We start from the raw sequence: 15,876 nt of genomic DNA, 5'->3' as shown, positions 1-15,876 counted from the left end.
TAAATTACGTCAATTTAATCTTGACGTATAGTACGTTTAGACCGTTTGATCCAGACCGGTAAGCGTTCTTCAAGTGTTTGAAACCCATACTTTTCTGTTTCTTTTATCTCATCTAGCACCGACTGTTTTTCTTTCTTACGTTCATAATTTTTAAAGTAATCGTTATCTTTAAGTGACAAGTTAAGTTTGCCTTCATTATCAATAGATAAAATCTTTGCTTTTACTACTTGTCCCTCAGATAGAAATTTCTTCAAGTTATGGACATAATCATCCATGATTTCTGAAATATGGATAAGTCCTTCAGTATGGTCAGGGGCCTCAACAAATGCGCCATACGGTTGAATACCAGTCACACGTACCTTAATATGTTGACCTTCTTTATAGTGATTATTCAACTTGATAACCCCTTATTTCGTTTTCTTAACACTATTATCATAGCATAAAACAAATTAAGGGACTAACTATAACGTTGAATTTTTTGAATTATTTTGCAATAAATATAACAAAATATAAATCAATAGCTTTTCACATAGTAAAACAAATTATCCCTCAGAATTTTTAATATCGTTTAACTCCTAAGAATAACTATTAAAAAATCACGATAACAGGTAATCAACCTACTATCGTGATTTTTAATTTATATTTAATTCTCACGCGATGCTTTTTGACTTTTTCAAAAAACAATAAGAAGTATCTCGTATTAATTTTTATTCTTCAACGTCTATAGATTCAATAACTACATCGTGAACTGGTTTATCTTGTGGACCTACTTTAGTGTTAGCAATATCTTCTAACGTAGATTCCCCTTCAATAATTTGTCCGAATACTGTATGTTTTTGGTCCAACCATGGTGTTCCACCATTTTCACCATATGCTTTAACGATAGGTTCTGGCCAACCACCATCAGCTAGTTGACTTAACATATTTTGAGGAACTTCTTTCATTTGAACAATGAAAAATTGTGATCCATTTGTATTTGGACCAGCATTTGCCATTGATAAAGCACCATAAAGGTTAAATGCTTCTAATGAAAACTCGTCTTCGAATGCACCGCCATAAATACTTTCTCCACCCATACCAGTTGCTGTTGGGTCACCGCCTTGTACCATAAAGTCATTGATGACACGGTGGAAAGTCACACCATTGTAGTAACCATTTTTAGCATGTGTAACAAAGTTTTCAACTGTTTTAGGTGCAATGTTAGGGAATAACTTAAATGTCATATCACCTTTATTAGTATGCATTACAATTTTAATTTCATCTTCTTGAATCTCTTTATTTAACTGAGGATAGTTCGTCATTAAAATTCTCCATTCATGTTATGATATATGTATATATTAACATATTTGAAAGGAAGTAATATAGAATGTTATATCGATTTTCTCACAAGACTGGAAGTTATGGCGTTTCCATAAAAGAGGAAGATGATGATCAAGTCTTAGTTCAAGTCGAACAAGTGATCAAACATCCTAAACAGGGTGATTTACATTCACCAAATGAATCAGAAGATGTATTCTTTCATGAACGTAGAGCATTAAGTCACTTTGAAAAGAGATATGCTAAGCGTTCACAATTACGTGACTTTAATGTTGAAAAAATGTCATATGAGGAATCATTACAACAAGCCATTTCCAATTTAGAAGAACAACTTAAAGAAAAGAATGATGCCCACGCGAAACGTTCATTGCAAAATTTAGAGCAACTTAAACATGATTATTCAATTCAATACAAACAAAAATTTTATTAAAAATGACGTGTTTCTTCATATTTAAAAGCGATTGAAATACAGTGATTTCAAGCAGTATCACGTTTTTCAGAATGATATGATTCATGTATAATAAATATCATAAACATTTTTAAAGGAGGACAATTTAGTGAGTTTGTTACATATTGCGGTACTATTACCGTTAATATTTGCACTCATTATCCCAATCTTATATAGATTCTTTAAAAGAATTCACATAGGTTGGTTCGTGTTACCTGTCCCCGTCGTCTTATTTATATATTTCTTAACTTTTATTACGACTACTATGTCAGGTAATACCGTAATGAAAATTTTTAAGTGGATGCCACATGTCGGTATGAATTTTAATCTTTATGTAGATGGATTAGGATTATTATTTAGTTTACTGATAACGGGTGTCGGCAGTTTAGTTGTCTTATACTCCATTGGTTATTTAAGCCAATCAGAACAATTAGGGAATTTTTACTGTTATTTATTACTTTTCATGGGTGCAATGTTAGGCGTTGTACTTTCAGATAACCTTATCGTTTTATATTTATTCTGGGAGTTAACTTCGTTTTCAAGTTTTTTACTTATTTCATTTTGGAGAGACAAGCAAGCTTCCATTTATGGCGCTCAAAAGTCTTTAATCATTACTGTTTTTGGAGGACTAAGTTTACTAGGCGGTATTATTTTACTTTCTATTTCTGCAGATTCGCTAAGTATTCGTTATATTATTCAGCATGTAGCTGATATACAAAGTAGTCCTTTCTTTATCTTAGCAATGATTTTTGTACTAATTGGTGCGTTTACTAAATCAGCACAAGTTCCCTTTTACATATGGTTACCAGATGCAATGGAAGCACCTACACCTGTAAGTGCTTATTTACATTCTGCAACGATGGTAAAAGCTGGTTTATATTTAATAGCTAGAATGACTCCTATTTTCGCAGTGTCACAAGGATGGATTTGGACAGTTACTCTAGTTGGATTAATTACCTTGTTTTGGGCATCATTAAACGCTACGAAACAGCAAGATCTCAAAGGGATTTTAGCATTTTCTACTGTGTCACAACTGGGAATGATTATGTCTATGCTAGGTATTGGTGCTGTAAGCTATCACTTTGAAGGTCAGGATAGTCAATTATATATCGCGGCTTTCACAGCAGCTGCATTTCACTTAATTAACCATGCGACGTTTAAAGGTGCATTGTTTATGATAACTGGTGCAGTCGACCATAGTACGGGTACTCGTGATGTTAGAAAATTAGGCGGTTTATTAACGATTATGCCAATTTCATTCACAATTACAGTGATTACTTCTTTAAGTATGGCTGGCATACCCCCATTCAATGGCTTTTTATCAAAAGAAAAATTCATTGAATCCGTTATTGAATTAACGCATGCAAATACCATGAGTTTAAATACAATAGGTATTATCTTTCCAATATTAGCTATTGTTGGTAGTATCTTTACTTTTGTATATTCAATTAAATTTATTATGCATATATTCTTTGGACAATATAAACCAAATCAATTACCTCATAAAGCTCATGAAGCATCGATATTAATGCTTATTTCGCCTGCTATATTAGCAATATTAGTTATTGTATTTGGTTTATTCCCAGGAATTTTAACACAATCAATCATAGAACCAGCAACAGCTTCAATGAGTCAAACTTCTCAAGTGAGTGCTGAGTTCCATTTATTCCATGGTATAACTCCAGCATTTATCACTACAATTTGTATTTATATCGTAGGAATTTTATTAATTTTAACGTTTGCTTATTGGATTAAATTATTACAGGCACAACCTAAACAAATTACTTTTAATTATTGGTACGACGGTTTAGGAAAATATATCCCAACTTATTCTAAAAATATGACTAATAGTTATGTGACTGGCTCTGCTAGAAATAATCTGGTCATTATCTTTGGCTTATTAATATTATTAACAACTGTTGTATTACTTAGCGTGCCATTTACTATTAATTTCAAAAATGTTAGTCATATTAGAATTTTTGAAGTTGGAATTATCGCTTTACTTGTTATAGCAGCATTTTTAATTATATTTGCTAAATCTCGTTTGTTTAGCATTATTATGTTAAGTGCAGTGGGTTATTCAGTATCTGTGCTATTCATATTCTTTAAAGCACCTGACTTAGCCCTTACACAATTTGTCGTAGAATCAATTTCTACTGCATTATTTTTACTATGTTTTTATTTCTTACCTAATCTTAACCGTTACAACGAAACACGTTCATTTAAAGTAACAAATGCATTAATCTCAGCAGGAATTGGACTTGTCGTGATTATTTTAGGATTAATTGCATATGGTAACCGACACTTTGAATCTATTACTCATTACTATCAAGACCATGTCTATGATCTTGCTTCTGGTAAGAATATGGTCAATGTCATATTAGTCGATTTCCGTGGTATGGATACGTTATTTGAATCATCAGTATTAGGTATTGCAGGATTAGGCATTTATACAATGATTAAACTGCGCAAAAAGCATCAACGTCATACAGAAACGAGTGAGGTGAAACGTCATGAACAGACAGAAAAATGATTTAATGTTTCAATATACAGCTGTCATTATTTTCTTCATGATTATGATGTTTGGTTTTTCTTTATTCCTTGCAGGTCATTATACTCCTGGTGGCGGCTTTGTCGGTGGTTTATTATTTTCTAGTGCCTTAGTTATCATTACTATCGCATTTGATATTAAAACGATGCGAAAAATTTTCCCTATAGATTTTAAAATACTTATAGGTATTGGGTTATTATTTTGTGTTGGTACACCAATGGCTAGTTGGTTTATGTCTAATAACTTTTTCACACATGTTACTTTTGATATTCCGCTTCCATTGTTACAACCAATGCATATGACAACCGCTGTATTCTTTGACTTTGGTGTTTTATGTGCAGTCGTAGGAACTGTAATGACTATTATTTTATCGATTGGAGAGAACGAATAGTGGAGATTATTATGATATTTGTTAGTGGCATACTTACAGCAATCAGCGTCTATCTCGTTTTATCTAAAAGTTTGATACGAATCATTATGGGAACTACGCTACTAACACACGCAGCAAATTTATTTCTAATTACTATGGGTGGATTAAAACATGGCGCATCACCTATCCACGAAAAAGGAATTCATAGCTATGTTGATCCAATCCCTCAAGCACTTATATTAACAGCTATCGTTATCGCATTTGCTACTACGGCTTTCTTTTTAGTACTAGCCTTTAGAACATACAAAGAGTTAGGTACTGATAACGTGGAAAGTATGAAAGGAGTTCCAGAAGATGTCAGAGAGTAATATGCTAGCCCTTACTTTAGTTGTACCTATTCTAACGGCAATATTACTCGTCTTTATTGGAAAACGACCATATATAAAACGTTATGTCGCTTTAGCAGGTACAATGATTACTTTAGTTATATCTATTATTAATTTGTATAATGTATTAAAAAATGGACCTATTAAATTGGAATTAGGCTCATGGAAAGCACCTTACAGTATTGTATTTGTATTAGATACTTTTAGTGCATTACTAATTATTACAAGTATTATTATTACTGCACTCATCATTCTATATTCTTATAATTCGATTGGTGTTGACCGAGAAAGATTCTATTATTATTTCACTGTAATGTTCATGCTTATAGGTATTATTGGTGCCTTTACAACAGGAGATATATTTAACTTATTTGTATTTTTTGAAGTATTCTTAATGTCTTCATATTGCCTTTTAGTTATTGGCACTACAAAAATACAACTACAAGAAACGATTAAATATGTATTAGTTAATGTTGTTTCTTCATCATTCTTTGTTATGGGTGTCGCTATTTTATATTCAGTTGTCGGAACTTTAAACTTGGCACACATCAGTCAACGTTTGAATGAATTATCAGCACATGAAAGTGGCTTAGTAAATATTGTATTTATACTATTCATTTTCGTCTTTGCTACTAAAGCTGGCGTCTTCCCAATGTATGTATGGTTACCTGGTGCTTACTATGCACCACCGTTTGCTATTATGGCATTCTTTGGTGCTTTACTTACAAAAGTAGGCGTATATGCCATTGCCAGAACATTAAGTTTATTCTTTAATAGTTCAGTAGGTTTTTCTAACTATGTCATATTATTCTTAGCGCTATTAACAATTATTTTTGGTTGTGTTGGCGCAGTATCCTACTATGATACGAAAAAAATCATTTTATATAATATCATGATTGCAGTAGGCGTTATTTTAGTCGGTGTTGCTATGATGAATGAAACGGGCATGATTGGTGCTATTTACTACACTATTCATGATATGTTAGTTAAAACATCCCTTTTCTTCTTAATAGGTGTCATGTATAAAATTACAAAAACTACGGATTTACGTCAATTTGGTGGACTAATTAAACGTTATCCTGTTCTTGGTTGGACATTCTTTATAGCTTCGTTAAGTTTGGCAGGTATACCGCCACTTAGTGGTTTTTACGGTAAATTGTATATCGTAAAAGCTACATTTGAAAAAGGATTTTATTTAACAGGTATCGTAGTATTAATCTCTAGTTTAGTAGTTTTATATTCTGTTATAAGAATCTTCTTAAAAGGATTCTTCGGAACACCTAAAGGATATGATATATCAACTAAAGTAAATAGTTATGGTTTAATTACTGTTTCAGTGATTGCTGTTGCCATTACTGTATTATTTGGATTATCAGCGGATGTCCTATACCCAATTATTAAAGATGGCGCAGAAACATTCTATGATCCAAGCGTATATATTAATAGTGTATTAGGAGGTAAATAATGATGGCAGTCCAAATTGTTGTTAATTTATTAGTTTCAATTGTGTGGTTACTCATTTCAGATAGCTATACATTAAACAATTTCGTATTAGGTTATTTATTTGGTCTCATATTGGTTTATCTCCTTCATCGCGTAATGCCAGGAAAGTTTTACTTAATTCGTATATATAGAATGATTCGATTAGTCTTTATTTTCTTATTAGAATTAATAAAAGCTAATCTAGATGTCTTAAAAATCATCTTAAAGCCACAAATCACTAATAAGCCGGGATTCTTTGTATATCCAACAGATTTGAAGACAGACTGGCAAATAGTGTTACTTTCCAATTTAATTACATTAACACCTGGGACTGTAGTTCTTGGTATTAGTGATGATCGTACCAAAATCTATATACATGCTATTGACTTTAGTACAACCGAAGAAGAAATTGAAGGAATAAAATTTTCTTTAGAAAAAGTTGTTAGAGAGGTGGGCGAAGAACAATGACAATTAAAACAATAATTATTATTGCATTAGTCATAGTCGTTTTATCTATGTTGGCTATGCTAGTTAGAGTTATTTTAGGACCCTCTCTAGCAGATAGAGTAGTTGCATTAGATGCCTTGGGCCTACAACTAATGGCCGTTATTGCACTCTTCAGTATTTTAATGAATATTAAATATATGATTGTAGTTATTTTATTAGTAGGTATTTTAGCCTTCTTAGGTACAGCCGTTTTCTCAAAATTCATGGATAAAGGTAAGGTGATAGAACATGATAGAAACGATAGTCATTAGTATTTCTCTTATCTTAATCATTATTGGAGCAATCATCAGTGCTGTAGCTGCTATTGGTTTATTAAGACTTGAAGATATCTATTCTCGTGCACACGCTGCTGGTAAAGCCGCTACATTGGGAGCAATGAGTTTATTAATGGGAGCATTTTTATATTTTATTGGTACTGAAGGTTATACAAACATGCAATTAATCATTGGTATTATCTTCGTCTTAATTACTGGCCCCCTATCAAGTCACATGATAATGAAAGCAGCTTATAATACAAATACACCTTATAGTAAAAATACTAAAGTTGACGAAATTAAAGAAGATTTAAAAGATAAAAAATTATAAATATTATTTGAAAAGGACCAATCGATAAAATCATACTTCGATTGGTCTTTTTAATAATCATTGATACTATTCTAGATTTGGGTAACTTTATCATTCACTACATCTATATCGAATCCTAAATCCTTTAACATATCATAATCTAATTGATTAGGTTGGCCACCTGTTATTAAGTAATCACCTACAAATATAGAATTAGCAGCTTGTAACGCTAATGGCTGTAATGAACGTAAGTTAACTTCTCTTCCACCTGCAATTCGTATTTCTTTAGTTGGATTAATTAATCTAAACATTGAAATGATACGCAAACATTTCATTGGTGTTAATTCGTCCATATTTCCAAATTTAGTTCCCTTTATTGGATGTAAAAAATTTATGGGAATACTATCTGCATCAATCGCTTTGAGTGCTAAAGCCATATCTATAATATCCTCATTCGTTTCACCCATACCGCATATAACTCCAGAACAAGGTGAAATCTGGTTTGCTTTCATAACCTCAATAGTATTAACTCGATCTTCATATGTATGTGTAGTTACCACGTTATCATGATAACGTTCACTTGTATTAATATTGTGATTATAGCGGTCTACGCCTGCTTCTTTTAATTGTGAAGCTTGCTCTTCATTGGTTAAACCTAAGCATGCACATATTTTAAGTTGTGGATGTATAGTTTTAATTTCTTGTACGGTATCACAAATATGTTTAACTTCTTTATCACTAGGATCTCTACCACTCATAACAATACAATACGTTCCTATCTGATTTTCATAAGCCACTTTTGCCCCTGCTTTTATTTTCTCCTTATCAACTAAACCATATCTTTGCTTTTGTTTCATTTCTCTAGATTGCCCACAATAACCACAATCTTCAGGACATATACCACTTTTAGCATTAAGTATCATATTTAATTTTACTTTTTTACCATAGTAATGTTTTCTAACGATATATGCTTCATGTAATAACTCCAATGTATCTATTCTGTCGCTTTCGAAGATACTTAGCCATTCTTTTTTAGTAAAATTGTCTTCTTTCATAACTCTTTCTGATAATTTCATTCAATTTTCCCCCTATTATCATAAAATAAATCTTCTTTATATATATATGAGAATCTAAATACTATTCTATTATAATGTAAACTAATTTATTTTAAAAGTTTACATTATAGCTATGGATTATTATTGTCATGAAATTGTATTAGAAGTAGAAGTGTGCTATAATTTTTAAATCGTAATAATTACGTTTTATATAATAAATTAGAAAGCGAGTTGATAACATGCACTGGACCATTATTGGTGGCGGCATTCAAGGTACAACAATAGCTTTAAAACTAAGACAAGCCGGCTTATCATCTGACGAATTGACAATAATAGACCCTTATCCTTCATTATGTGAACAATTTAATACTTATACTCAACGTATTAGTATGCCATTTTTAAGATCTCCATTTGTACATCATATTCACCCTGAGCCATTTCATTTAAAACAATATGCTAAATTTAATCAATATACAGGTGCTACATACGGTCCTTATAAACGACCACAGCGCGATATGTTTATGCATCATACTCATGAACTTATCCATCAATATCATTTAAATGAGAGTCACTTACAAGGATTTGTTAAACATATAAATCGAAAGCAACATCAATGGCAATTAGAATTGACAAACGGTCAAACCATTCAAACAGAATTTTTAATTATTGCACATGGTTGTAACCATCGCGCGAATATTCCACCTATGTTTCAGCAACAACCCGATGTCCAGCATATTTTCAACGAAGCGGAATCGCAAATAAATATTAATCAAACTTCTCATGTCGTGGGAAGCGGAATATCAGCCGCACATTTGACACTTAAATTAATTAATACTAATCATCAAAGAACAATTCATTTATGGTTAAATAAAGATATTGAAATTCATGATTTTGACGCCGACCCAGGTTGGCTTGGTCCTAAGAATATGAAACATTTCTTAAATATCGAATCTTCACAGGAACGAATGAGAATTATTAAAGCAGAACGTCATAAAGGATCAATGCCTCACGAACTATATCTTCGTATTAAAAAACATGTAAATAATGGTCGTTTAGTTCTTCATAAAAATGAAATTAAAGATATTAAAGATCATCATATCATTACAACTCACAAATCGATTTATTATGACCATATTTTATTAGCTACTGGATTTGAAAATACTGTCATGAATCAACCTATTATCCAAGATTTAATTACTCAATTGAACGCTCCATTAACAAAATGTGGTTTTCCTAACATATCATATGAGTTAGAATGGTTACCTAATTTATTTGTAGCTGGTGGACTAGCAGATTTAGAACTTGGTCCCTTTGGTAGAAATATTATGGGCGGTCGAGAAGCTTCTGAAAGAATCTGTCATGCATATAATCGCATACTAAAAGAAAAAGTATCCTAATAAACAACAAATTACCCCTATAATTGAAATTATATTTCAACTATAGGGGTATATATTATTTATAAATTTATGAGATATATTTTACTTCAAAGCTTTAATTGCCATTGTCCCTCTCATAATACTAATTAGGTTATCGTTTTCATCTTTAATTTCAATATTCCAAACTTGTGTTGATTTACCTTGGTGGATAATAGTAGCTATTGCAATAACCTTTCCTTCTTTTACTGAATGGACATGGTTAGCATTCATTTCTAAACCTAATGGAATATACTGAGTCGTATCTATTAAATTCGCTGCTCCAAGTGAACAGGCAGTTTCTCCTAGGGCCAAACTCGCACCGCCATGTAAATATCCAAATGGTTGTTTCACTTTATCTGTAACTGGCATTGAAATAACTACTTTGCCTTCTTCTTCAATTTCAACATTCATTTCAAATGTTTCTAACAAATTGGTCAACTTAGAACACCCCTTTTTATACTATAATACCATGGCTGCTATCGTACCAAAAATAATCAATGGTATATTATAGAATAAAAAGTTTGGAATACATGTATCTCTAATATGGTCATGTTGTCCATCCATATTAAGTCCTGCTGTTGGACCTAAAGTTGAATCACTAGCTGGTGAACCTGAATCACCTAATGCACTAGCTGTACCTATCAATGCAATTAAAGCCATTGTATCTAAACCAATTGAAGAACCAAATGGAATAAATAATGAAGCAATAATTGGTATCGTCGCAAATGATGAACCGATACCTAGCGTAACGATTAAGCCTATAATATACATAATTACTATACTTAGTAATTTATGATCTCCTGTAATACTTGTTAAACTTTTTACTAAGTTATCTATATCTCCAGTAGCATTCATGACACCAGCAAAACCATTAGCCGTCAATATTACAACACCAATATATGCCATAATTTTGATACCATCTACAAATTGTTCGTCTAATTCGTGCCAACTATATGCACGTGAAATGAAGAATACAAGAACACCTGCTAAAGCACCAAAAATCATTGAATCTGTTAATGTTTGAACAATAAAAGTTGCTAAAATCGCAATGATAGTAACAACTAAAATATATGGTTTTACTTCAGTTACGGTTGCTCTATCATTAATATTTCGCTCTTCATATTTTCTTGGTTTGCGGTAAACAATTAAACCTAAAATTAAACCAACGATATAGCCCATTGAAGGAATTATCATCGCTTTCCAAATCATATTAAACTCGATAGGATGGTGTGCTTTTTGAAAACCACTTTGAATAATTTGATGATATATTTGACCAAAACCATAAGGTATTAAAACATAAGGCCAACATAATCCAAATCCAATGACTAAACCAATGACTCTTCTATCAATATTTAAATCATTGAATAAACTTAATAATGGTGGGATAACAATTGGAATAAATGCAATATGTACAGGTATTAAATTCTGACTCATAATACTCATTGCTAGTAACGCAACGATAATAATTATTTTTACTTTAATTCTTGAAAGTCGACTATTTTCAGAGTGAATTGCATTAATTATTTTTCCAACTAAATAGTCTGTAATACCACTATAGGAAATTAATGCAGCAAATCCTCCTAATAATGAGTAGCTCAATGCGACTTCAGCACCGTCAACAATATTCTTCCCAAATATACTTATAACTTTTTCAACACTCATACCAGACAGTATGCCGCCAACAAGTGCACTAATAAATAAACTTATAACGACATTCAATCTACACAAGCATAAGATAATCATTAATATAACAGCTATAACTACTGCATTTACCATAAGCAAAACCATCCTTTATCACTCTATCGAACTAAAGCGTTTATGGATAATATCATAGCAATTCAATAATATAAAGTCAATATAAAAATAAAACCAATTGCATATTATAATTAACAACAAGAAAGGAGGTTCAAACCTCCTCCCTTAATAAACTAATTCATTGTTTTCAACCATTCTATAATCGTTGGAATCATATAACCGGTTGGTCCCTTTGGTCCTTTATAAGACATTTTATTTATAGTAGCTGGTCCTGCGATATCAAAATGCATATGCGGAATTGATCCACTAAAGTGACTAATAAAGGATGCTGCAAATAAAGCTTTTCCTTGTCCATTCGTATGATTAACTAAATCAGCTACGTCGCTATTTTTTATTAATTGTCTTTCAGTTTGAGTAATAGGCAGCTCAAATACTTGTTCATCAACATTTTTAGCCAATTTTAAAATTTCTTGTAGCTGATTAGAAGCATGTGATTCAAATGCAGCAGCTTTATCTTCACCTAAGGCTACAATAGCTGCACCTGTTAATGTTGCAAAATCTAATATAACTTGTGGCTTAAATTGGGTAGCAAAGGCTACAGCATCACCTAATACTAGTCGCCCTTCTGCATCGGTATTTAGAACTTCAACGGTTTCACCATTAAACGCTGTGTATACATCATCAGGTTTCATAGCTTTTTCATTTATCATGTTTTCAGCTGAAGCAATTACACCAATAATATTGATAGGAAGTGCTAATTGATGAGCAACCTTTATCATTGCAACAACATTAGCTGCACCACACATATCGTATTTCATTGTTTGCATGCCTGTTTTACTTTTAATGCTATAACCACCGGAATCATAAGTAATTCCTTTACCAACTAATGCGATTGGATCTGCATCATCTTGACGACCTTGATAACTTAACGTAATGAGTCTTGGACTATGAATAGAACCTTTTCCTACTGCATGTAATAATCCAAATCCTTCATCTTGTATAGTTTGTCCATCTTTAATCTCAACACTAACTGACGTATCTTTAAATAGCTTATCTACACTTTCGGCAAAATATTGTGGAGTTAAAATATTAGGTGGTATTTGGCTAAAGCCACGTGCTATATTAATTGATTCACCTAAAATTTTACCTTCTTTTATCATTGATTCTATGTCTTCATGTCTTTGATTTACGCTTATATATAAATTAGGTTGATATGGTGAGCGTTTATCAGATCTATAATTATCAAATTGATAAATAGATTGTTCACTTTGTAATCCCAGTGTTTTAGCTATAATACTGTCATTAATATACTTATTTAAAAATGATGATAATATTAACTCCGCTTCAGTAATAAATTCTTGTTTTAAATATTGAAATAAATTTCCCCATATTTTTAAAAAATCCGCATAATTCAATTGTTTGATATTACCTAAGCCTACTGTTATTAATCTTTTAGGTTGTTCTTGAATATATATGATTGAAGTCGCAATTTTTCCAATGCCACCTTGGATAATATGATTTTGCTTTAATGTTTGTAAATCTTCAATTAATGATTGACCATTATAATTTATATTTTCTAATTGATTTATATGTTCAGGGATCCCAACGATAATATTATGTATATCGTTGGGAGTCGTCGAATTAAAGTGAATTTTCATAAGCGTTTCCTCCTTTTTTATTTTGATTCATTTGTAAATCATTTTATATCATTTCAAAATAGAAAAAATGACTATTACTGAAATAACTATTTAGTGTTTTATTTACAAATCATCTTTTCTTAATAAGCATACAAAAAAGCCTCCAAACTATTAAGTAAGGAGGCTTACATTATTATAAAAAGTTAGAATTTACCTTTTTTGAATGCTAGACCTATGCCACCGATTTTGAATACGGCACGAGTGTCGATAACTTTTTTCATGAACGCTGCTTTTTTACCAGTAATATCTTTACCGTAAACAATACCTACACCGTCATGTGAACCTAATGAACATACTGTACCACGGTCAACATATTCAAATTCTTCTTTAGCTTCACCATTTAAGATATGTTTGATGTTTTTAGCAACATGTTCACCTTGTTGCATTGCAATTTGTGCTGTTGTTGGTAATGGACGTTCTTCACCAGCAGGAACGAATGCAGAACAGTCACCAATAACAAAGATATCGTCATGACCTGCAATTGTAAGATCTTGGTTAGTAACAATACGACCACGTTTAACGCCTTCGAAAGATTCTTCCATTAAGTGGCTTCCACGTACACCTGCAGCCCAAACTGAAGTGCCTGCTTCTAATTGTTGTTTTTCACCATTGATTTCAACAACAAATCCTTTTTCATTACATGCAACGATTGGTGTAGCGATTTTGAATTCAACGCCACGGTTTTCTAAGTAGTTTACTGCATGATTAACTAAGTCATCTGAGAACATTGGTAACATTTTAGGTGCCGCTTCAACACAAGTTACTTTAACTTTGCTTTGATCGATACCATATTTACTACATAATTCAGGGATTCTGTCAGTTAATTCACCTAAGAATTCGATTCCAGTGAATCCTGCACCACCAACTAAGATTGATAAATCATTTTCATCTTTCTCTTTAGAAGCTGCATAATTAGCAAATTTATCTTCGATATGACGAGATAATTGACGTGTAGTTAAAACGTTTTCGATTTGGAAAGCGTAATCTTTCATACCATCAATACCAAATGTTTCACTAACAAATCCTAATGCTACAACTAAAATGTCGAAGTCATAGATACCTTTGTCAGTTTCTACTTTTTTAGCATTACGGTCAATTTTAGTAACTTCTGCTTTTACAAAGTTAACTTTGTCTTTTTTCAATACACTTTCAACTGGGTATAATAAATCTTCATAATTAATTGTACCTGCTGAAGCTTCATGTAACCAAGTTGCTTCGTAGTGATAATCATTTTTGTTGATTAAAGTAATTTCTGCTTCTTCTGCAGAAACTTCTTTTTGTAATTTAGTAACAGCTTGTAAACCTGCATAACCTGCACCTAAAACTAATACTTTTTTACGTTCTTGAGCCATTATTTTCACCTAAGCTTTCATAATATTTTAACTCTAGTGTAGCATAACTAAAAATGATTAAACTTAAATAAGTAACACATTTTAAAACTACGACACACAATAATTATTACGTCTTTTTCATCAAGCTATTTCTCGTGAAGTTCACAGAAAAGACAATATTAAATCCAAGTTTAATTCTATAGCTTTTGTACAATATTTTCAAGCGACAATAGTGCACTTTGTGAAAAATTTAATTTATTAAATTAATTGCTGTATATCGCTTTAACAATCTTCCGGGTTTCCTGCAACTTTAGCTGTTCTAAATGAACTACCACAACCGCATGAAGCAATAGCGTTTGGATTATCAATTTGGAAACCACCGCCCATTAATGATTGCTTAAAATCGATTGTCGTACCATTTAATACTGGGGCATCATGTTTATCTACTAACACTTTTAAACCAAAGAATTCTAATATTTCATCATTTTCGCCTGGTTCAGCTTCTGCTGACATGCCATATGTTAAACCCGTACATCCGCCACCATTAACTTTAATTTTTAAATAGCCATCGGGCATATCATTACTTTGTAACATATCTTTAACTTCATAAGCTGCTGCTTCAGTTAATATAACTGTTTGCATAATCATAACCTCCTATAATAAGTTCATGAAATCATTTTCTTCTATATGTTTATATATATTATTTAACAAATCGTCCGGTGTATCTCCTTCAACAATATCACCATCGACAAGTGCGTACAAGCCGTCGGAACATATACCGCAGTTTTGTAAACATCCATATTCTAAAACATCTATATCAGGATCATTTTCTAATTTTTCATAAACTACATCCCCACCTTTAGCCATATTGGAAATGCAGAATTCAACTAACGGAAACATACGACACCCTCTCTAAAATAATAGTTATAATATTATAACAAACTACCAGTTGTTATGACTATCTTTGAGCTTAAAATGTTAAAAATAGAAATTTTTAC

Annotated in this window: 18 protein-coding genes; 9 read left to right on the top strand and 9 right to left on the bottom strand. The window is 31.8% G+C overall.

The window, feature by feature from the left end; translation table 11 throughout:
- Positions 1-14: 14 nt before the first annotated feature.
- Positions 15-395 carry a S1 domain-containing post-transcriptional regulator Ygs gene (gene ygs, locus CD121_RS03130; RefSeq protein WP_017637429.1) on the bottom strand — a complete coding sequence of 127 codons (381 nt, stop codon included), beginning with the start codon at positions 393-395 and terminating at the stop codon, positions 15-17.
- 312 nt (positions 396-707) lie between these two features.
- On the bottom strand, positions 708-1,301 hold the full coding sequence (locus CD121_RS03125; RefSeq protein WP_017637430.1) for a peptidylprolyl isomerase: 594 nt from the start codon (positions 1,299-1,301) through the stop codon (positions 708-710).
- Between the two features lie 65 nt (positions 1,302-1,366).
- Here CD121_RS03125 and kapB point away from each other — a divergent pair, with 65 nt between their 5' ends.
- The 8 genes from kapB (at position 1,367) to mnhG1 (ending at position 7,646) form a co-directional block, all read left to right on the top strand.
- Positions 1,367-1,747, top strand: a complete 381-nt coding sequence (kapB, locus tag CD121_RS03120) for a sporulation phosphorelay system protein KapB (RefSeq protein WP_029055592.1) — start codon at positions 1,367-1,369, stop codon at positions 1,745-1,747.
- Positions 1,748-1,874: 127 nt separating this feature from the next.
- Positions 1,875-4,298 (top strand): Na+/H+ antiporter subunit A, encoded by a 2,424-nt coding sequence (locus CD121_RS03115; RefSeq protein WP_017637432.1) that lies wholly within the window; start codon positions 1,875-1,877, stop codon positions 4,296-4,298.
- Entirely contained in the window at positions 4,279-4,707 is a 429-nt protein-coding gene (mnhB1, locus tag CD121_RS03110) for a Na+/H+ antiporter Mnh1 subunit B (RefSeq protein WP_017637433.1), read from the top strand. The genes CD121_RS03115 and mnhB1 overlap by 20 nt, the downstream gene beginning before the upstream one ends.
- Complete coding sequence (mnhC1, locus tag CD121_RS03105) at positions 4,707-5,054, top strand: Na+/H+ antiporter Mnh1 subunit C (protein ID WP_017637434.1); 348 nt, start codon at positions 4,707-4,709, stop codon at positions 5,052-5,054. The genes mnhB1 and mnhC1 overlap by 1 nt, the downstream gene beginning before the upstream one ends.
- Complete coding sequence (gene mnhD1, locus CD121_RS03100) at positions 5,041-6,537, top strand: Na+/H+ antiporter Mnh1 subunit D (RefSeq protein WP_126567429.1); 1,497 nt, start codon at positions 5,041-5,043, stop codon at positions 6,535-6,537. The genes mnhC1 and mnhD1 overlap by 14 nt, the downstream gene beginning before the upstream one ends.
- Positions 6,538-6,539: 2 nt before the next feature.
- Positions 6,540-7,022: a Na+/H+ antiporter Mnh1 subunit E gene (gene mnhE1 / locus CD121_RS03095; RefSeq protein ID WP_126567440.1), complete on the top strand. Its 483-nt coding sequence runs from the start codon at positions 6,540-6,542 to the stop codon at positions 7,020-7,022.
- Positions 7,019-7,312 (top strand): Na+/H+ antiporter Mnh1 subunit F, encoded by a 294-nt coding sequence (mnhF1, locus tag CD121_RS03090; protein ID WP_017637437.1) that lies wholly within the window; start codon positions 7,019-7,021, stop codon positions 7,310-7,312. Before mnhE1 ends, mnhF1 begins: the two co-directional genes overlap by 4 nt.
- Positions 7,290-7,646 carry a Na+/H+ antiporter Mnh1 subunit G gene (gene mnhG1 / locus CD121_RS03085; protein WP_017637438.1) on the top strand — a complete coding sequence of 119 codons (357 nt, stop codon included), beginning with the start codon at positions 7,290-7,292 and terminating at the stop codon, positions 7,644-7,646. Before mnhF1 ends, mnhG1 begins: the two co-directional genes overlap by 23 nt.
- A 71-nt stretch (positions 7,647-7,717) precedes the next feature.
- Here mnhG1 and bioB read toward each other — a convergent pair whose 3' ends face one another.
- Entirely contained in the window at positions 7,718-8,701 is a 984-nt protein-coding gene (gene bioB / locus CD121_RS03080) for a biotin synthase BioB (protein ID WP_126567428.1), read from the bottom strand.
- A 218-nt stretch (positions 8,702-8,919) separates the two neighbouring features.
- Here bioB and CD121_RS03075 point away from each other — a divergent pair, with 218 nt between their 5' ends.
- Positions 8,920-10,077: an NAD(P)-binding domain-containing protein gene (locus CD121_RS03075; protein WP_126567427.1), complete on the top strand. Its 1,158-nt coding sequence runs from the start codon at positions 8,920-8,922 to the stop codon at positions 10,075-10,077.
- Between the two features lie 81 nt (positions 10,078-10,158).
- On the opposite strand, the gene CD121_RS03070 is transcribed toward CD121_RS03075, so the two are convergent.
- The 6 genes from CD121_RS03070 to CD121_RS03045 all read right to left on the bottom strand — a co-directional run bounded on the left by CD121_RS03070 (position 10,159) and on the right by CD121_RS03045 (position 15,778).
- Positions 10,159-10,533 (bottom strand): PaaI family thioesterase, encoded by a 375-nt coding sequence (locus CD121_RS03070; protein ID WP_017637441.1) that lies wholly within the window; start codon positions 10,531-10,533, stop codon positions 10,159-10,161.
- 21 nt (positions 10,534-10,554) lie between these two features.
- On the bottom strand, positions 10,555-11,871 hold the full coding sequence (locus CD121_RS03065) for a Na+/H+ antiporter family protein (RefSeq protein WP_029055597.1): 1,317 nt from the start codon (positions 11,869-11,871) through the stop codon (positions 10,555-10,557).
- A gap of 152 nt (positions 11,872-12,023) precedes the next feature.
- Positions 12,024-13,508, bottom strand: a complete 1,485-nt coding sequence (locus CD121_RS03060; RefSeq protein ID WP_126567426.1) for a M17 family metallopeptidase — start codon at positions 13,506-13,508, stop codon at positions 12,024-12,026.
- Positions 13,509-13,690: 182 nt separating this feature from the next.
- Entirely contained in the window at positions 13,691-14,899 is a 1,209-nt protein-coding gene (locus tag CD121_RS03055; RefSeq protein ID WP_017637444.1) for an NAD(P)/FAD-dependent oxidoreductase, read from the bottom strand.
- A 261-nt stretch (positions 14,900-15,160) separates the two neighbouring features.
- The gene (locus tag CD121_RS03050) at positions 15,161-15,520 is read right to left on the bottom strand and encodes a HesB/IscA family protein (RefSeq protein WP_017637445.1); all 360 of its coding nucleotides are present in this window, start codon (positions 15,518-15,520) and stop codon (positions 15,161-15,163) included.
- Between the two features lie 12 nt (positions 15,521-15,532).
- The gene (locus tag CD121_RS03045; protein WP_126567425.1) at positions 15,533-15,778 is read right to left on the bottom strand and encodes a YuzB family protein; all 246 of its coding nucleotides are present in this window, start codon (positions 15,776-15,778) and stop codon (positions 15,533-15,535) included.
- Between the last annotated feature and the right edge of the window lie 98 nt (positions 15,779-15,876).

Origin of the sequence: Staphylococcus pasteuri (assembly GCF_003970495.1) — a bacterium.
GTDB lineage: Bacteria > Bacillota > Bacilli > Staphylococcales > Staphylococcaceae > Staphylococcus > Staphylococcus pasteuri.
This window is presented reverse-complemented; position numbering and strand designations above follow the sequence as displayed.